At 35.6% G+C, this 17,443-nt stretch carries 22 protein-coding genes; 18 read left to right on the top strand and 4 right to left on the bottom strand.

The window, feature by feature from the left end:
- Positions 1–19 precede the first annotated feature (19 nt).
- The 3 genes from greA (at position 20) to mtnN (ending at position 2,303) form a co-directional block, all read left to right on the top strand.
- Positions 20–496: a transcription elongation factor GreA gene (gene greA, locus Q8X41_RS06285; RefSeq protein ID WP_397539398.1), complete on the top strand. Its 477-nt coding sequence runs from the start codon at positions 20–22 to the stop codon at positions 494–496.
- A gap of 203 nt (positions 497–699) precedes the next feature.
- Positions 700–1,524, top strand: coding sequence for a YrrS family protein (locus Q8X41_RS06280; protein WP_397539397.1), 825 nt, complete (start codon positions 700–702; stop codon positions 1,522–1,524).
- A gap of 86 nt (positions 1,525–1,610) precedes the next feature.
- Positions 1,611–2,303, top strand: a complete 693-nt coding sequence (gene mtnN / locus Q8X41_RS06275) for a 5'-methylthioadenosine/S-adenosylhomocysteine nucleosidase (protein ID WP_397539396.1) — start codon at positions 1,611–1,613, stop codon at positions 2,301–2,303.
- Between the two features lie 326 nt (positions 2,304–2,629).
- Here the strand turns inward: mtnN and sigK are convergent, their stop codons facing one another.
- Both sigK and pssA read right to left on the bottom strand, forming a co-directional pair.
- Positions 2,630–3,328 (bottom strand): RNA polymerase sporulation sigma factor SigK, encoded by a 699-nt coding sequence (sigK, locus tag Q8X41_RS06270; protein WP_397540210.1) that lies wholly within the window; start codon positions 3,326–3,328, stop codon positions 2,630–2,632.
- A 103-nt stretch (positions 3,329–3,431) separates the two neighbouring features.
- On the bottom strand, positions 3,432–3,971 hold the full coding sequence (pssA, locus tag Q8X41_RS06265; RefSeq protein WP_397539395.1) for a CDP-diacylglycerol--serine O-phosphatidyltransferase: 540 nt from the start codon (positions 3,969–3,971) through the stop codon (positions 3,432–3,434).
- Positions 3,972–4,063: 92 nt separating this feature from the next.
- On the opposite strand from pssA, the gene Q8X41_RS06260 reads away from it, so the two are divergent.
- The 12 genes from Q8X41_RS06260 to Q8X41_RS06205 all read left to right on the top strand — a co-directional run bounded on the left by Q8X41_RS06260 (position 4,064) and on the right by Q8X41_RS06205 (position 13,664).
- Entirely contained in the window at positions 4,064–4,846 is a 783-nt protein-coding gene (locus Q8X41_RS06260) for a phosphatidylserine decarboxylase (RefSeq protein ID WP_397540209.1), read from the top strand.
- A gap of 76 nt (positions 4,847–4,922) precedes the next feature.
- Positions 4,923–5,426, top strand: a complete 504-nt coding sequence (locus Q8X41_RS06255) for a YqeG family HAD IIIA-type phosphatase (RefSeq protein ID WP_397540208.1) — start codon at positions 4,923–4,925, stop codon at positions 5,424–5,426.
- Positions 5,426–6,529, top strand: coding sequence for a ribosome biogenesis GTPase YqeH (yqeH, locus tag Q8X41_RS06250; RefSeq protein WP_397539394.1), 1,104 nt, complete (start codon positions 5,426–5,428; stop codon positions 6,527–6,529). Before Q8X41_RS06255 ends, yqeH begins: the two co-directional genes overlap by 1 nt.
- A gap of 11 nt (positions 6,530–6,540) precedes the next feature.
- Positions 6,541–7,374, top strand: a complete 834-nt coding sequence (aroE, locus tag Q8X41_RS06245) for a shikimate dehydrogenase (RefSeq protein WP_397539393.1) — start codon at positions 6,541–6,543, stop codon at positions 7,372–7,374.
- Between the two features lie 4 nt (positions 7,375–7,378).
- Positions 7,379–7,684 (top strand): ribosome assembly RNA-binding protein YhbY, encoded by a 306-nt coding sequence (gene yhbY / locus Q8X41_RS06240; RefSeq protein WP_397539392.1) that lies wholly within the window; start codon positions 7,379–7,381, stop codon positions 7,682–7,684.
- Positions 7,685–7,696: 12 nt separating this feature from the next.
- Complete coding sequence (locus tag Q8X41_RS06235; protein WP_397539391.1) at positions 7,697–8,269, top strand: nicotinate-nucleotide adenylyltransferase; 573 nt, start codon at positions 7,697–7,699, stop codon at positions 8,267–8,269.
- The gene (yqeK, locus tag Q8X41_RS06230; protein ID WP_397539390.1) at positions 8,256–8,837 is read left to right on the top strand and encodes a bis(5'-nucleosyl)-tetraphosphatase (symmetrical) YqeK; all 582 of its coding nucleotides are present in this window, start codon (positions 8,256–8,258) and stop codon (positions 8,835–8,837) included. Before Q8X41_RS06235 ends, yqeK begins: the two co-directional genes overlap by 14 nt.
- Positions 8,834–9,184 (top strand): ribosome silencing factor, encoded by a 351-nt coding sequence (gene rsfS, locus Q8X41_RS06225; RefSeq protein WP_397539389.1) that lies wholly within the window; start codon positions 8,834–8,836, stop codon positions 9,182–9,184. Before yqeK ends, rsfS begins: the two co-directional genes overlap by 4 nt.
- Positions 9,181–9,918, top strand: coding sequence for a class I SAM-dependent DNA methyltransferase (locus Q8X41_RS06220; protein ID WP_397539388.1), 738 nt, complete (start codon positions 9,181–9,183; stop codon positions 9,916–9,918). Before rsfS ends, Q8X41_RS06220 begins: the two co-directional genes overlap by 4 nt.
- Before the next feature lie 70 nt (positions 9,919–9,988).
- The gene (locus Q8X41_RS06215) at positions 9,989–10,696 is read left to right on the top strand and encodes a helix-hairpin-helix domain-containing protein (RefSeq protein WP_397539387.1); all 708 of its coding nucleotides are present in this window, start codon (positions 9,989–9,991) and stop codon (positions 10,694–10,696) included.
- 89 nt (positions 10,697–10,785) lie between these two features.
- The gene (locus Q8X41_RS06210; RefSeq protein WP_397539386.1) at positions 10,786–11,367 is read left to right on the top strand and encodes a ComE operon protein 2; all 582 of its coding nucleotides are present in this window, start codon (positions 10,786–10,788) and stop codon (positions 11,365–11,367) included.
- A gap of 116 nt (positions 11,368–11,483) precedes the next feature.
- Entirely contained in the window at positions 11,484–13,664 is a 2,181-nt protein-coding gene (locus tag Q8X41_RS06205; protein ID WP_397539385.1) for a DNA internalization-related competence protein ComEC/Rec2, read from the top strand.
- 22 nt (positions 13,665–13,686) lie between these two features.
- Here the strand turns inward: Q8X41_RS06205 and Q8X41_RS06200 are convergent, their stop codons facing one another.
- Complete coding sequence (locus Q8X41_RS06200) at positions 13,687–13,821, bottom strand: YqzM family protein (protein WP_397539384.1); 135 nt, start codon at positions 13,819–13,821, stop codon at positions 13,687–13,689.
- Between the two features lie 165 nt (positions 13,822–13,986).
- On the opposite strand from Q8X41_RS06200, the gene holA reads away from it, so the two are divergent.
- Positions 13,987–14,997 carry a DNA polymerase III subunit delta gene (holA, locus tag Q8X41_RS06195; RefSeq protein WP_397539383.1) on the top strand — a complete coding sequence of 337 codons (1,011 nt, stop codon included), beginning with the start codon at positions 13,987–13,989 and terminating at the stop codon, positions 14,995–14,997.
- Between the two features lie 130 nt (positions 14,998–15,127).
- On the opposite strand, the gene rpsT is transcribed toward holA, so the two are convergent.
- A complete protein-coding gene (gene rpsT / locus Q8X41_RS06190) occupies positions 15,128–15,376 on the bottom strand; it encodes a 30S ribosomal protein S20 (protein ID WP_397539382.1) in 249 nt (82 codons plus the stop codon).
- 163 nt (positions 15,377–15,539) lie between these two features.
- On the opposite strand from rpsT, the gene gpr reads away from it, so the two are divergent.
- A complete protein-coding gene (gpr, locus tag Q8X41_RS06185; protein ID WP_397539381.1) occupies positions 15,540–16,547 on the top strand; it encodes a GPR endopeptidase in 1,008 nt (335 codons plus the stop codon).
- A gap of 52 nt (positions 16,548–16,599) precedes the next feature.
- Positions 16,600–17,433, top strand: a complete 834-nt coding sequence (gene spoIIP, locus Q8X41_RS06180) for a stage II sporulation protein P (RefSeq protein ID WP_397539380.1) — start codon at positions 16,600–16,602, stop codon at positions 17,431–17,433.
- Positions 17,434–17,443 lie beyond the last annotated feature (10 nt).

Here is a 17,443-nt window from a genome sequence, read left to right as displayed (position 1 = left end):
ACTTAAGGAGTGAACACTATTGTCAACTGAAAAACAATATCCAATGACTGCTGCTGGTAAGCAAAAATTGGAAGAAGAATTAGATTACTTAATTACTACAAAACGTAAAGAAGTAGTAGAACGTATTAAAATTGCACGTGGTTTCGGTGACCTTTCCGAAAACTCTGAATACGATGCAGCAAAAGACGAACAAGGTTTCGTAGAAGGTCGTATTTCACTTCTTCAAACGATGATTCGTAATGCAATGATTATTGAAGAGGGTACAAGTGCTTCTGATATCGTTACAATCGGTCGTACAGTAACTTTTAAAGAACTTCCTGATGAAGATGAAGAAACTTACACAATTGTAGGTTCTGCAGAAGCAGATCCATTTGAAGGTCGTATTTCAAATGATTCACCAATTGCCAAAGGCTTAATGGGCAATAAAGTAGGAGATAGAGTGAAAATCTCAACTCCTGGTGGAGATATGGATGTTGAAATTGTTTCAATAAAATAACTTTTAATTGGTTAGAAGCTCACCTGTTTTGGGTGGGCTTTTTGTTTAGAATATTTTCTATCAAGCTTTCATATAGATGACATTAGTCGTGTTTTTGACTAGGGCTAGAAGGAGTTTCTAATTGTATGTTATGATAATCTTAAAGATGAGAAGGGTAACCTTGAACTCGTCACTATATAAAGAGATGTTTAGGGGGGATACATATGGCTGAAATTAGACGTCGATATAACCCAGGAGAAAAAAAGCCAAAGAACACAGGAAAACGAAAGATGGACAAAATTTTAAATGTGCTAATTGGTATTGTGGTCGTACTTATACTAATTGTTGCTGGTGTCATCGTTATTGGGGGTTCTAAAGACAAAGAATCTGCAAACAATAACAAAGTCGCAAATAACGTAAAACAAGACACCGAAGAGAAAGATGAAAATATAGTAGAGAAAGATTCAAAAGAGCTAGAAAAAGAGAAAGCAAAACAGGCTGAAAAAGCAAAAGAAGAATCAACTAATCAGCAAGATCAAAATCAAGGTGTAACATCTACCGAAACAAATCAAGATTCTACTAATACTAATTCTACCGAACAAAATAATACAGAAGTAGCGACTGGAAGTAACAGTAATACTTCATCAACTGGTACTTCTACAAATTCTAATTACAACTATGAGGTAAGTAAAACCGCAACTACAGAGTCATCTAATGACCAAAATGTACAAAAAGTAATTACGGATTCAAATTGGAAACCTACAAAAACTGCCCAAAAAGATGATAGCAGTACACATACATCAAGTTATGATAAAGGTTCTGTAGACTGGAAAGAAAAAATTACAACAATTGCAACAACTACAGGTTTAGATGAAAATGATATGATTGTTTGGTATGTAAAAAATGGCGGTAGCCCTGATACTTCAATAGGGATTGTTTCATCAAAAGATAAAAAGAAAAGTTACCGCGTTTCTTTGAAATGGGTAACAAATGAAGGCTGGCAACCAACGAAATTAGAAGTACTAAAATCGTATAAAGGGGCATATTAATATGCTAAGACGGTTATCCAATTCTTGACGGATAGCCGTCTTTTGTTTATCTTGAGAATAGTGTCACAAAAGAGAGGAAGAATTAGATGAAAATTGCTGTCATTGGTGCAATGGAAGAAGAAGTAGAATTATTAAGAAATACACTTGAAAATACTTCAACGAAAACAATTGCAAATAGTGAATATACAGAAGGTACATATGCAGGTCATGATATCATTTTGTTGAAAAGTGGGATTGGTAAAGTGAATGCCGCAATGTCTACGACCGTTTTACTGAATGAATACAAACCAGATGTTGTGATTAATACTGGATCTGCGGGTGGCTATGATGAAAATTTAGAAGTTGGTGCGATCGTTATTTCAGATGAAGTACGTCATCATGACGTAGATGCAACCATTTTTGGCTATGAAATAGGACAAGTGCCACAAATGCCAGCAGCATTCAAATCATATGAAAAGCTAATGAAACTTGCTGAAGAAGCGGTAACAGAAATTGGTGAACACCAATATGCAGTTGGTTTAATTACAACAGGAGATTCCTTTATGAATGATCCTGAAAGAGTTGAAATTGTACGTGGCTACTTTCCAACAATGAAAGCTGTAGAAATGGAAGCAGCAGCTGTAGCACAAGTATGTTATCAATTTGGTACACCATTTGTAGTTATTCGTGCATTATCTGATATTGCTGGAAAAGAATCGAATATTAGCTTTGATGAGTTTTTACCAGTTGCAGCTAAACATTCAACACAAATCGTATTAAAAGTAATTTCTAAATTATAATTATGTGGTTGTCATAATTTCGTCATAGATTTGACAGCAGATGTTCAAAAAGGTCCCGCTTCCATGCATCTTTAGGGTGATAAGATTAAGGTAGTTAAGGTACTTCATTCTAGGGATGTTGGGAGGGTCTAATATGACATTCATTATGGTATCTGCTGTAGCTATCACAGCAGTCTTAAGTCTTGTAATGGTATCTGAAGTTTCAACAAACTAAATAAAAAACGGAACTCGCCATTTTCTGCCGTTTTAGAAATATAAAAAAGAGTTACCCACAGCTACATTGGGTAACTCCTTTTTTTAATCCAGTTTTTTTCTTTTCTCTTCCTTCATGGTTTTTTTCGTTTGAAATGTTGATACAATTTAATAAGAGCTCTTTTCTCAATCCGACTTACATAACTTCTAGAGATATTCATTTCTTGTGCAATCTCTTTTTGCGTTTTTGCATCTTGCTGACCAAGACCATAGCGTTGTTGAATAATGGACAATTCTCTTTCATCCAGTAGATCTAAGTGTTCATATAATCTTTGTTCCTCTTCACGTCGTTCAATTTGTTGCTCAGTTGAAGGATCATCACTTTGGAGGAAATCTGCAATTTCAAGGGGGTTGCCATCCTTATCAGATCCAATTGTTTCATAAAGTGAAACATCTTTTTGTACTTTTTTCTGACTTCTCAAATGCATTAATATTTCATTTTCGATACAACGAGCAGCATAAGTAGCTAACCTCGTTTTTTTCTGTGGTGTAAAACTTGCTACTGCTTTCATTAAACCAATTGTCCCAATAGAGATATAATCATCTAATTGCTCATGTTTAGGATGGAATTTCTTTACGACGTGAGCTACTAACCGCATATTTCTTTCTATAAGCTCCAGTTTTGCCGATTCATCGCCATTTAAAAAACGCTCAAGACACTCTGCTTCTTCTTCCTTTGTAAAGGGCTGTGGAAATGATTGCCCTTTTAAATAGCCAAGAATGACAGGGAGCTCAACCCAAAGCTGTAGGATGGCTGTTAAAAGGGTACTGATTGTCGTCATCCTTTCGTGATTGTTAATAATACAACATATGACAAGAACCACCTTTTTACAACAAAAAAATGACCTGCAAAAGCAGATCACTTGAAAAAATTTCTTAAACTTTTTTTAATGAAAATGTACTAATCATAAGAATCGATAATAGCGGGAACAAAAACATATAAAATACTGTTGAAATAATCGGGATAAAGAAAAAGGATACAGTTAAAATTGCACCAGCTGCAGTAATTGGTAAACCACAGAAGTATCCATTAGATTCTGTAATATTAAATCTAGCAAGTCTGAATGCTCCACAAGCGATGTATAACACAGTAACAATCATGCCAATTGTACCATAATCCTTTAATGTCATTTCATACATCAGTAACGCAGGAGCCACACCAAATGATATAATATCACTCATGGAATCTAATTGCTTTCCTAACTCTGACTCTTGATTAAATTTCCGTGCAATTTTACCATCATAACGATCTAAAAACGCGGCAATGAAAATAAACAAGACAGCATTGTTATATGATTCATTTATGGTAGCCATAATAGAAGCACCACCGAATGAAATATTTCCGATTGTAATTAAGTTAGCTAAATGTGATTTCATTTTTTTAATTGTGGTATCCACTTTTTGAATAAGAAACAATGGACAGCACTCCTTTTTTTGTTCAGTATTATTACATTATACTGCTTTTTGGGTGTAGCTGTAAAACTTTTTAAGAATGAGGTATAAAATTGATTAGAGAAAAACTTTATCGATCAGTAGTCGAATTAACAAACGGTAGATGGTCATCCTTTCTGTTACAACATTTTACTACATCACGAATTAGTAAAAAATTAATTTCTTCTTACATTAACATATACGGTATTAAACTGGATGAGGTTTCAGAAAAACAAGAAACCTTTCAAAATCTTCATGATTTCTTTATCCGCCAATTAAGAGAAGATACACGTCTTATTGGGGAAGGGAAAAATGTATACACTAGCCCTGTTGATGCAAAAATTGAATCATTTGGAGATATTGAAAAAAATACAATTTTTTACGTGAAAGGGAAAACCTACGATCTAAAAGATTTACTAGGGAAAGAAGAAATTGTAAATCAGTATCTTAATGGAAAATATATAGTTTTTTATTTAAGTCCTGCAGATTATCATCGGTTCCATAGTCCAATTGATGCTAAGGTAGTCAGACAATTTACTCTTGGTCGGAAATCTTATCCAGTCAATAGCCTAGGCTTAACCTATGGTAACCAACCAATCTCAAAAAATTACCGACAAATTTCGGAATTGGTTACCGAAAATGGTTCACGCTGTGCATTTATCAAAGTAGGCGCGATGTTTGTTAATTCGATTCATATAACGAATACATCAGATAATTGGAATAAAGGCGAAGAAGTTGGATTTTTTAGCTTTGGTTCAACCGTAGTTATGTTGTTTAACGAAAACAGCGTACAATTTTTAGAGAATGTTGTGCAAGGCGCGCATATCCAGGTGGGTCAAGCATTCGCACATATGTTATAATTTATAAAGTTAGCTGTAGCACGTTTGAAAAAAGAAGTACATTAAGAATAGGGGAAAAAATTTGTATAAATTGATTATGCCAAAGGAATTTGCTCATTCAATTTTTGAAATAACGCCGGAAAAGCTGAAGCAAACGGGCATTAAAGGGATTATAACAGATCTTGATAACACATTAATTGAATGGGACCGACCAGATGCAACAGAAGAGCTGATTGAATGGTTCAAGAAGATGCATGATAGTGGAATTCAAATTGTTATTTTGTCTAACAATAAAGAACCTCGTGTCAAAAAATTTGCTGATCCATTAGGAATTCCTTATATTTTCAAAGCTCAAAAACCGCTTACGAGAGGTTTTAAAAGAGCGCTTGAACTACTCGAAATGAAACCAGAAGAAGTCTTGATGTTAGGTGATCAAATGCTGACAGATGTGATGGGTGCAAATCGAAGTAAACTACACACCATTTTAGTGAAGCCAGTTGCTCAATCAGATGGTTTTGTAACACGATTTAATCGTTTTATCGAACGACGTGTTTATAAATATTTAAGTAAAAAAGGTATTAAAACTTGGGAGGAAAAATAATGAACGAAATGCCACATTGTATCGGCTGTGGTACACAAATCCAAACAGAAGACAAAAACGCACCAGGATATGCACCTGTATCTTCTTTAGAAAAGGAAGATATCATATGCCAACGTTGCTTCCGCTTGAAAAACTACAATGAACTTCAACCTGTGTCATTAACAGATGACGATTTCCTACGAATCTTAAACGGTCTAGGCAAACATAAAGGTTTGATTGTGAAAATTGTAGATATTTTCGACTTTAATGGTAGCTGGTTGCCAGGTTTACATCGTTTCGTGGGTAACAATCCAGTTCTACTAATCGCAAACAAGGCGGATTTGCTTCCTAAATCTGTAAAGAAACAAAAAGTAATCAATTGGTTAAAACGTGAAGCAAAAGCACTTGGACTTAAACCAATTGATGTATTACTTGTAAGTGCCCATAAAGGCAAAGGCATGCAAGAAGCGATGGAAGCAATCAATGAATACCGTAGAGGGCAGGATGTCTATGTTGTTGGATGTACAAATGTAGGGAAGTCAACATTTATCAACCGCATTATCAAACAGGCTACAGGTGCTGGTGATATTATTACAACCTCCTACTTCCCAGGTACAACGCTTGATATGATTGAGATTCCTTTAGATGATGGACATGCAATTTATGATACGCCAGGAATCATTAATCACCATCAAATGGCACATTATTTGGATCCATCTGAATTGAAATTTATTATGCCTAAAAAAGAAATTAAACCAAAAGTATTCCAGCTAAATCCAGAACAAACATTATTTGTTGGTGCTTTAGCTCGATTTGATTTCATACAAGGAAAGAGATCAGCGTTTACTGTGCATATTGCAAATGATTTGAATATTCACCGCACAAAATTAGAAAACGCAGATGAATTATACGCAAATCATAAAGGCGAATTACTTGCTCCACCTTCTGAAAAGTATATTGATCAACTACCAAAATTAGTACGTCATGAGTTTTCGATTAAAGAAGCAAAAACAGATATTATATTCTCAGGTCTTGGGTGGATTACTATTCAAGATCCGAATGTCGTAGTTGCAGCATATGCCCCAGAAGGCGTAGAAGTTCAAGTTCGCCCTTCATTAATTTAGGGGGGATTGTTTTGAGAAGTTGGTACGCAGTTATTGGAGATCCAATCGAGCATTCGATGTCACCACTAATGCATAATGCTTGGATGGCAGAAGAAAATCGAGATGCTAGTTATATTCCGGTTCATGTTTTACCAGAGAACTTAGAACAATCCGTAGTAGCTCTAAAAACACTTGGTTGTAGTGGTTGGAATATTACAATCCCACATAAAGAGAAAATCATACCATACTTAGATGAGCTCGATGAATCAGCTCAAAAAATGGGCGCAGTGAATACTGTGGTAAAACAACTAGATGGCACATATAAAGGTTACAATACAGACGGCTTAGGCTTCGTTCGTTCTTTAGAAAAAGAAGTTGGTAATGGTCATCGAAACAAACGTGTATTAGTTATTGGCGCAGGTGGAGCTGCTCGCGGAATTGCGTTTGCACTTGTTGCTACAGGCTATACACATATTACGATTGCCAATCGAACTGTCTCAAAGGCAAAAGTTATTTGTGCTGAGCTAGACATTGAAGCAAAAGCTATTTCATTGAATGAAGCTGCAGAGCAACTAGAACAATTTGAAATTCTCGTGCAAACTACGTCAGCGGGTTTGAATAATAGTGAATTTACATTACCGTTTTCAATGAAACAATTATCGACCACTGCAATTGTTGCAGATATTGTGTATAATCCTTTAATGACACCATTTTTAAAAGAAGCAAAGAAAAAAGGAGCGACTGTTGTCACAGGGCTTGGCATGTTCATCCATCAGGGTGCACTTGCTTATAGTTACTGGACAGGGACGTATCCAAAAGCAGAAGTCGTAAGCGACTTATTGCTTGAGCAATTAGGAGGAAATTAATTACATGTTAACAGGTAAACAAAAACGTTTTTTACGTGCTGAGGCACATCATTTACAACCAATTTTCCAAGTTGGGAAGGGTGGAGTAAATGAAGCAATGCTTGTTCAGATTAAACAAGCATTAGAAGTACGTGAATTATTGAAAGTACGTATTTTAGACAACTGTGAAGAAGACAAACGCGAAGTAGCTGAACAATTAGCTGAGGGAACAAATTCAGAACTTGTTCAACTTATTGGATTAACAGTTGTTTTATATAAACAAGCATCAAAACGTGAACATCGCAAAATAGAATTACCAAAAGCGAAATAAGGATTTGATGAAATGAAAAAAGTAGGTCTTCTTGGCGGTACATTTAATCCTCCTCATATGGCACATCTCTTAATGGCAAATGAAGCATATGATGTTTTAGGATTAGATGAAGTACGTTTTATGCCGAATGCAGTACCTCCACATAAAGTAAAACCTGAGGATGCCACAGCAAAAGACAGATTGCATATGACAGAACTAGCCATTCAATCTATTCCTTATTTTAATATAGAACCGTATGAAATTGAGCGCGGTGGAGTATCTTATTCATATGATACTTTAAGAGGATTAACTTCCCTTGAACCCGATACACAATTCTATTTCATCATTGGTGGCGATATGATTGATATGCTCGATGAATGGTACCATATTCAAGAACTAACTGAGTTAGTTCAATTTGTTGGTGTGCATCGACCAGGTACTGCAGGCGTAACAAAACTTCCAGTACAGCTAATAGAAGCACCGCTTATGGATTTATCTTCTACGATGATTCGCAATCGCTTAAAAGAAGGACGAACTGTGACATTTCTAGTGCCGACAGCCGTTGAACAGTATATACGAGAGGAAGGTTTATATGGAACGCGATGAATTATTATTAGCGATGAAAGACCGTATGCCGGAAAAGCGTTATATCCATACAATTGGTGTGACGGATACAGCCATAAAGCTTGCAATGCGTTTTGGAGAGGATTCAAAAAAAGCAGAAGTAGCAGCTATTTTGCATGATTCATGTAAATATGCAGACCGTGATTGGATGAGACAAACTATTGTTGAACGACAAATGGATCCAACATTGCTTCAATATCATCATGAATTATGGCATGGTCCTGTAGGTGCTTATGTAGCTAAAACAGAATTTAATGTAACTGATGAAGATATGTTAAATGCGATTCGTTACCATACAACAGGGCGAGTAGGTCAAAGTAATTTAGAAAAAATCGTCTATATTGCAGATATGATCGAGCCTAATCGGAAATTTCCAGGTATAGATGAACTTCGAAAAGCATCAGAAGAGTTAGATTTACACGATTTGATGATTAAATGTATAGCACATTCTATTTCATTTTTAATAAGTAAACATCAACCGGTATTCCCTGATTCATTTGAATGCTATAACGATTTATTGTTGCAAAAGAAAGGACAAGTGAAAGAATGACAAATACATTATTAGATATCGCTTTTAAAGCAGCAGATGACAAACGTGCAGAAGATATTGTTGTATTAAATATGCAAGGAATCTCATTACTAGCAGATTACTTTTTAATTTGTCACGGTAATTCAGATCGTCAATCACAAGCAATCGCACGTGAAATTGCGGATGCAGCTCACAAAGCAGGTTATGAAGTAAAACGTATTGAAGGATTTGATTCAGCTCGCTGGATTCTAGTGGATTTAGGTGATGTAGTATGTCACGTTTTCCATAAAGATGAACGACAATACTATAATTTAGAACGTTTATGGGGCGATGCACCTGAAAAATTCTTAGCAGTGGATGCTGAATGAGTAGCTACGGTAGATTTGCAGAAGTATATGACACATTGATGACCGATATTCCATATGATGACTATATTCATTGGATTGCAAAGTATGCGCCAGCTACGGAATATAAAAAGCTGTTAGATATCGGTTGTGGAACAGGTACAATGGCTGCTGAATTTGCTGCATTAGGATACGAAGTAAGTGGTGTTGACTTATCTGAAGAGATGCTTACGATAGCAGCAGAACGATTTATGTTACAAGGGATCGATGTACCTTTATTTTGTATGTCAATGGACGAACTAGAAGGGTTCGAAAATCTTGATGTTATAACCATTCCAATTGATTCGATCAATTATGTACAAGAACAAGAAGAGGTACAACAAACTTTATCTCGTGTTTATCAATCACTTAGACTAGGTGGACAATTGTTCTTTGATGTGCATTCATTATTTAAAATGGACGAAATCTTTATGAATTCTCCATTTACATATGATGATGGCGAAATTACGTATTTATGGGTAACTGAAGCTGGTAATGCGCCTCATTCCGTACATCATGATATGGTGTTCTATGTACAACAAGACAATCGTTTGTTTGAACGATTCGAAGAGTATCATTACCAAAGAACTTATGATATACAAACATATGTGAACATGTTACAACAAGCAGGTTTTACTGATATTACGATTACAGCAGACTTTTCTTCAAAAGCACCGACCGAAGAATCTGAAAGAATTTTCTTCCGTGCCATAAAATAGTCTTTTCAAATATTGGAAAATCATATATATTGGAATTAGCTTCGTATAAATCGCCTTCTTAACAGAAAGGATGTGCGAGCTAATTCCTTCTTTTTTGAAGAAAAATGGCAAAAAGTATGGCATCCCCATTGCGATACTTATTTTATGTATTATTGTGTTTTATATCTCCAATCAATCGTCCACACCCCCACAGGACGAGCTTTTCTCTACAATTGAAAAAGAAAAACAACCTAATAACGAAGAACCGGAAACAAAAACTGAATCTGAGCAAAAGGTCACAACGGAACAAGGTGTCGTTGCAACAACCTCAATTATGGTAGATGTAAAGGGAGCGGTCAAAAACCCTGGTGTCTATAAACTGGATGCAGATAGCCGTGTAATTGATGCGATTCTGCTTGCAGGAGGATATGCCAAGAATGCTCAATCTAGGCAGATTAATCATGCTCAAAAACTTCAAGATGAAATGGTCATCTATGTTCCTCAAAAAGGTGAAAAAGTAGAAGAAGTTTTAGCAGTCGCTTCAGCGGAAACAACGACATCCGTTCCATCAACGCAAGATGGAACTATGAATACAGCAAAATCAGATTTAGTTAATATTAATACTGCAGACGAATCGGGCCTTACAACACTTAATGGAGTAGGACCAGCTAAGGCTAAAGCAATTATTGCATATCGAACAGAAAATGGACCATTTAAGACCATTGAAGATTTAAAAAATGTAACAGGAATTGGTGAAAAAACGTTTGAATCTTTAAAAGATTATCTAACAATACAGTAATTCAATAGATAATTAGCAATATTGACTGTTGAAAAAGATGAAGTCTATATCTAAACTGATAGAAGAAGATCTATTCAGGAGGCATTTATATGGAGCGTATTACATGGAACCAATTTTTCATGGCACAAAGCCATTTGCTAGCTTTAAGAAGTACTTGTACAAGACTATCAGTAGGTGCAACAATTGTTCGGGATAAACGGATTATTGCTGGAGGATACAACGGCTCAATTTCTGGTGATGATCACTGTATCGATAAAGGATGTTATGTAGTCGATAACCATTGTGTGCGGACTGTACATGCAGAGGTAAATGCATTGTTACAGTGTGCAAAATATGGTACACCCACAAATGGTGCAGATTTATATGTAAGCCATTTCCCATGCTTACCTTGCACAAAATCAATTATTCAAGCAGGGATCAAAAACTTATACTATGCAACTGACTACAAGAATAATCCATATGCTGTTGAATTGTTAGAACAAGCAGGGGTAAATATCGTGCATGTTCCATTCGATGAACGAAAAATTGATTTTTTAAGTAATGAGAAAATTGCACTTTATGTAGATTTATTGGCTAAACTTCGTGAACATGGTGCTACGCATAAAGAATTGGAACCATATGAACAGAAGGTGGAAGAATTATTCGGTCTATCAACATTAGACATAAAATAATTTACATTGCTCTCGTAATATTACTGGCTTCTGTAGCTGCACATCTAAATTTGTGGCTACTTTTCCTAATAATCCCTTTTAGTCTATTTTTATGGTGGAAAAAAGAACGCGCTTGGATGATTACAGCTCTTGTAATCATCTCTTTTTCTACTTACTTCTATACCTCACAAACACTACAACATAGAAACCAACCCATTCCTAAAAATACAACTTTAACATGGACAGATGCTTATACAATCAATGGATCAAAATTAAGGGGATTTGCAAAGCTTGAAAACGGTGCAAAAGTATATGCAGTTCAAACATTTCGATCACAGCAGGAAAAAGAGAAGTATGAACAAATCTCTTTAAGTGGACATACATTTCAAGTGAAAGGTGAATTAGTACCTCCTACCTTGCCAGCTCATCAATATGCATTTTCGATGGAAAATTATATTAAAAGTCATGCTGCTCAAGGAATCTATGAAATCGAACAGGCAACCTATATAAAAAGAGAGAATTCACTTGCAGCTATCTTAGCGAAACAACGATTTTATGTTAAAAAACATATTGAGAAAACTTTCCCAGAAAGTCTTGTAGCAGAAGCACAATCATTATTAATTGGTGAACAAGCAAATGTTGACCAAGACTTAAATAGAGCCTATCAAAAACTCGGTATTACCCATTTGTTTGCCATTTCAGGGCTTCATGTGGCACTCGTATCACTATTAGTCTACGAACTGCTATTAAGGCTTCATATAAGGCGAGAGCATGCTAGTTTAGTTATTATGATTGCATTACCTATCTATGCATGTATCGCTGGAGGAGCGCCTTCTGTATGGCGTTCTGTAATAGTGGTGGAAATGTTGATGATCAGTAAAGTATTCTCTTCAAAATTATCAATAGATGATGCACTGTCATTAAGCTTTATCCTATTAGTTTTATATCAACCTAGTATTATTTTTCAAATTGGATTTCAACTTTCTTATCTAGCAACAGTGGCTCTTATATTTTCGAGCGCTATCTTACAATCAACACAAAACGTCATACTACAATCCTTCTATATGACAATAGTATGTCAATTGTTAGTATATCCACTTCTCATCTATCACTTTTTCGAATTAAGTCTGTCATCTTTTTTGGCTAATATTATTTTTGTTCCGCTATTTTCATTTGTCATTTTGCCGATTAATATTATTTTCTTAGGTTTAACTTCAATATTTCAACCACTCGCACAATTACTATTTTTCGTATATGAACCTTTAAGGGAGCTTGTTACGAAGTGTATTATGTGGCTGCAAGCAATACCATATCAAATGTGGGTCACTGGAAGGCCAAGCGTGATTGTATGTTGTATGACATTTATAGGTATATTAGCGGCATTTGTATGTTTCGAGAAAAGGAATTATTTTAAGGCAACACTATGTATTATGATCCCGGTGTTAGTGATTCATATTGCACCCAGTATGCATAAGGATGTTCGCATTACATTTTTAAATGTAGGACAAGGGGATAGTGCCATAATTGAGCTACCTTATCGTAAAAAGGTTTTTGTTATCGATACAGGGGGGATTCTGAGATTTAATCAGGATCAGTGGAAACAATCGAAAACTGAATTTGAGGTGGGGCGGAGAATAGTTGTGCCTTATTTAAAAGGGCGTGGAATTCGATTGGTTAATACATTGATTATGACACATGCGGATGCTGATCATGTAGAGGGTGCTGAAGAAGTGATGGAAGAAATCCGTGTAAAAGAGATTCATATTACGCCAAGTTCATGGGAGAAGCCTGTTATGCGTGATGTGATAGAACTGGTGAAAAAGAAAAGGATTCCATTGAAAGAGAAAATGGTAGGTGAAAAATGGCGAGAGGGAGAGGTCTATTTTGAATATCTAACACCAACAGACACTCATTATGAAGGAAATAATGATTCACTTGTCCTATTGTTACGTTATGGAGCTTTTAAATTGCTTCTCACTGGTGATTTAGAAGAGGAAGGGGAATTACAACTTGTCAAAAATAAAACACAATCTATTGAGCATCTGACGATTTTAAAAGCAGGGCATCATGGTAGTAAAACATCGAGTGCAGAGCCATTTTTGGAAGCAACGAAACCAATCCTGACTATTTTTTCTACTGGATTAAACAATAGATACGGACACCCTAGTAAAGAAGTAGTTGAGCGGTACAATCGTCTGGAATTACCTACACTAAATACAGCAAAAGTTGGGTCCATAGAGATGAATGTAACTAAAAATAGGTGGGATATTATGACGACTGCTCAATTAATAGAAAAGAAAAAAGCTTTGTCCAAGTGACAAAGCTTTTTCGGGTAGACTCTTACAAATTCACGTAATCAATTACAGTTGCAATAATGAACATAAGTGCGAAGAATACGAATGATACGCCAAAGCCTACGCCTGAATCAAGAGCATCGTTTCTTTTGCATTGTACATCTTTTTCAAATGGATTCATTGATATCCCTCCTAATTCGTTTTTATTATACGGTAACGCCTACAAAAAAGCTATATTGAATGGAAAATTTAAGACATTAGGCAGGATTTGACACATTTTGTCCATACTCGCAGATTATAAAAAATGAATGTATACTAGAACTAGTGAAGTGCTAGGAGGACAAAAATGTTTTCAAAATTATGGAATGATATTCAAAAGGGAAAAATAGCACCAGTTTATTTATTAGCTGGACTTGAATCCTATTTTATAGATGAGACTATTCGACGTATTAAAATGAAACTTGAGGAAGAAGGAGAAATCGAAACGATTACCATTGATCTTGATGAAAAGCCTGTAGATTTTGTGATTGATGAGTCGGATACGATTCCTTTTTTCTCTAGTAAGAAATTAATTATTGCAAAGAATGCCTCATTTTTGAAGGCAACAGACAAGACAAAAGAAAAGATAAATCATGATTTAACAAGACTTGCAAAGTGGCTTGAATTTCCTTCAGATACATCTGTTACCATTTTCGTTGCCCCATATGAAAAGCTTGATGAACGTAAAAAGGTTACTAAACAAATGAAAGAACATGCTGTGTATATGCTGGCAGAGACGCCAAAAGAGCAGGATTTAAACGTTTGGGTGCAAAATGAGGTATCAGCTCAAGGAAAGACCATTAATGATGAAGCTATATCCAAACTTATAGAAATGGTTGGGATGGATATGTTACATTTGCGATCTGAAATTGAGAAAATTTGTTTATATCTCGGAGAAGATACTAATATCACCTTCTCTTTGGTAGAGGAATTAGTGGCCAAAACATTAGAACAAGATGCTTTTAAAATGCTTAATGCTTATATGCGACATGATGTGTCAGAAGCATTATCAATCTATCATGATTTGATACGTCAAAAGCAAGAACCTATTATGCTTGTTGCACTGTTAGCCTCTCAAGTACGTTTAATGTCTAATGTCTATTATTTACTAACAAAAGGATATCATCCGCAACAAATTTCAAAACAGCTAAAAGTAAATCCTTATCGTGTGAAAAGAATTGTAGAGGATCGACGTAGCGTATCAGATGAATCGTTGTTAAAAGCGTTATACGGGTTAAGTGAAGTTGATCTACAATTGAAATCAATGGGAGGTAAACGGGAAAGATTTTTGGAACTATTCTTGATGAAGCCATTATAGAAGTTACATATGATGTTGAGAGCTAGTGATGAGCTAGCTCTTTTTTTATATCAAAAGAATCTATATAGCTGTTGCTTGTACACAAAAAAAGACTAGAGAAATTCTCTAGTCTTTTTGAATCCATATTGGATTAAGCTTTTTTCATTAAACGAGCTTTTTGACGAGAAGCTGCGTTTTTGTGGATTAAGCCTTTAGAAGCTGCTTTATCTAATGATTTAACAGCAACACTTAAAAGTTCTTTTGCGTTATCATCTTTTGCAACTAATGCAGCATCCGCTTTTTTCACAGCAGTACGCATAGCAGATTTTACTTGTGCGTTTTGTGCGTTAGCAGTAGCGTTAGTTTTTACGCGTTTGATTGCAGATTTAATGTTTGGCATTAATGTTCACCTCCTAAAAAGGATCGAGATGAGTAAATTCTCAACTGTTTCATGTGTCTATACAACAAGCATCATTATAGCAAAATCCTAGTAGAAAAATCAAGAGAGAAATGCAAAGAATATTTACTTGACACAATGTACACACTAGGAATGAGGTGAGATTATGGAAAATTTCCAATGGTCAACGACAGACCTAGTAGATGAAACTGAAGCATATATTAAACATAAAACAGAAGAAGAACGCGCAACATTAAGGGAATCTAATGGTATAGACATACAAGAAAATTGGGAGGAAATCGTAAAAATAACACAAGTGACCGTTTCAAAAGAAGGAGAAGAGCATATTGGAAAAAAAGAAGGAACTTATGTCACATTATCAGTTCCATCATTAGAAGCATACGATCAAGAAGGACTTGAAATTTTTGAAGAAAATATTATTAAAGTGCTTCAAAAATTGCATACCAAGGAGCAACTAAAAAAAGTGCTTATTATCGGTCTTGGAAATCGCACGATTACACCAGATGCTATAGGACCCTTGACCATTGAACAGTTGCATAACCAAGATATTATGATTCAAGAGAATTGCATTATTTATGCTCCCGGTGTCACAGCACAAACTGGTTACGAAACAAGTGAATTTGTAAGGGCTCTTGCTGAAAATATTAAACCATCCTTAATCGTGGTCATTGATGCGCTAGCGACGAATTCTAGTGATAGATTGTGCAAGACAGTACAAATTACGAATACCGGTATTCAACCAGGCGCAGGAGTAGGAAATGCAAGAAAAGAAATTTCTGAAGAAACAATGGGATGTCCCGTAATCGCAATTGGATTACCAACAGTAGTAGATGGTCCAGTGTTAATAACAGATGCGGTAGAATCTTTATTTAAATATATTTCAGCAAAAATATCAGAAGGAAAGAGACCTTCATCTGCTTTGTCCGTTTCATCCTATTCGGTAGATGAAAATACACCAATATCAACAGATGCATTATTGCCGATTTTTGGCGAATGGGTGAAGTGGGAGAAAGATGAACGCCTTCAACTTTTCCAAGAAGTTTTAACTGGACAACAACGTCTTTTTGTTACTCCAAAAAATATTGATGATTGGGTTTCTGCCTACGTTAACATGCTTGCAAGCGTTTGTACAAGATGGTTGAGTGCCGCTTAGAGGTTCTAAATAAGATCCCTTCTCCATAGAGTAACAGGAGGAGGGATATAGGATGCAAAGACGGCAACGACGATGGAAATTTAGTATTTTATTCTTAGCAATCTTTTTTTCACTACCTATCATTGCAGCGAAAATCCCGCTTTGGGCAGAAGAGAAACCAGTTATTGAAACGTCAAAGCAGGATACCAAAATTGCCTATGCAGCAAACAAAACAATCGCCACAAAAGTCTCGGAGCAAAAACCAACCACTTCTTTTAAAACCTTGATTTATTTTACACACTCACATGAAGCATATTATCCTATGCTAAGAAAACGACAGCAAGCTATCACAGTAAATAATGATACGACGAATGTCCAAACCTTAGGTGATATATTTGTCAATCACTTCAAACAAAACAATATTGCTGCGGACATTCTAAACGTTGATACTATGAAAGTAATGAAACAACAGCAAATGGCATTTTACCAGGCTTATGATGCAGTCCGTCCCTATGTAAAGAAACAGATTGAAAAAGAAAGTTATGATTTAATCATGGATATTCATAGAGATTCTGCAGGAAGAAAAACGACTACAACTACTTATAAAGGAATGACGTATGCTCGAATGGCATTTGTCATCGGTGGAAAAAACCAGCAATACCAAGCAAACGAAGCATATGCTGAACAGTTATCCAAAAAGTTAAATAGTCTAGTTCCAGGGATCTCAAGAGGAGTAATTAGGAAATCAGGCGCAGGTGTCAATGGTATTTATAACCAAGACTTATCAAAACAAGTTATTTTGATTGAGCTTGGTGGTATTGATAATAACGAAGAAGAATTAAACCGTTCAATCGCGATTTTAGCAAGAGCTATTGAAGAAGCATTTGTAGAACCTACATCATCCTAACATTGCAATA

This window comes from Rummeliibacillus pycnus, assembly GCF_044359855.1.
In the GTDB taxonomy this organism is placed as follows: domain Bacteria; phylum Bacillota; class Bacilli; order Bacillales_A; family Planococcaceae; genus Rummeliibacillus; species Rummeliibacillus pycnus_A.
Note: the sequence above shows the minus strand (reverse complement) of the source record. Positions and strands in the feature narration are given on the sequence as shown.

Coding starts and splice junctions, on each gene's coding strand:
- Q8X41_RS06235 (WP_397539391.1), top strand. CDS start 7,697: ATGAAAAAAGTAGGTCTTCTTGGCGGTACATTTAATCCTCCTCATATG.
- gpr (WP_397539381.1), top strand. CDS start 15,540: ATGGAAAATTTCCAATGGTCAACGACAGACCTAGTAGATGAAACTGAA.
- Q8X41_RS06280 (WP_397539397.1), top strand. CDS start 700: ATGGCTGAAATTAGACGTCGATATAACCCAGGAGAAAAAAAGCCAAAG.
- yqeH (WP_397539394.1), top strand. CDS start 5,426: ATGAACGAAATGCCACATTGTATCGGCTGTGGTACACAAATCCAAACA.
- Q8X41_RS06255 (WP_397540208.1), top strand. CDS start 4,923: ATGCCAAAGGAATTTGCTCATTCAATTTTTGAAATAACGCCGGAAAAG.
- yhbY (WP_397539392.1), top strand. CDS start 7,379: ATGTTAACAGGTAAACAAAAACGTTTTTTACGTGCTGAGGCACATCAT.
- Q8X41_RS06200 (WP_397539384.1), bottom strand. CDS start 13,821: ATGAATCCATTTGAAAAAGATGTACAATGCAAAAGAAACGATGCTCTT.
- Q8X41_RS06205 (WP_397539385.1), top strand. CDS start 11,484: ATGATTACAGCTCTTGTAATCATCTCTTTTTCTACTTACTTCTATACC.
- rsfS (WP_397539389.1), top strand. CDS start 8,834: ATGACAAATACATTATTAGATATCGCTTTTAAAGCAGCAGATGACAAA.
- Q8X41_RS06215 (WP_397539387.1), top strand. CDS start 9,989: ATGTGCGAGCTAATTCCTTCTTTTTTGAAGAAAAATGGCAAAAAGTAT.
- rpsT (WP_397539382.1), bottom strand. CDS start 15,376: ATGCCAAACATTAAATCTGCAATCAAACGCGTAAAAACTAACGCTACT.
- yqeK (WP_397539390.1), top strand. CDS start 8,256: ATGGAACGCGATGAATTATTATTAGCGATGAAAGACCGTATGCCGGAA.
- mtnN (WP_397539396.1), top strand. CDS start 1,611: ATGAAAATTGCTGTCATTGGTGCAATGGAAGAAGAAGTAGAATTATTA.
- holA (WP_397539383.1), top strand. CDS start 13,987: ATGTTTTCAAAATTATGGAATGATATTCAAAAGGGAAAAATAGCACCA.
- spoIIP (WP_397539380.1), top strand. CDS start 16,600: ATGCAAAGACGGCAACGACGATGGAAATTTAGTATTTTATTCTTAGCA.
- Q8X41_RS06220 (WP_397539388.1), top strand. CDS start 9,181: ATGAGTAGCTACGGTAGATTTGCAGAAGTATATGACACATTGATGACC.
- Q8X41_RS06210 (WP_397539386.1), top strand. CDS start 10,786: ATGGAGCGTATTACATGGAACCAATTTTTCATGGCACAAAGCCATTTG.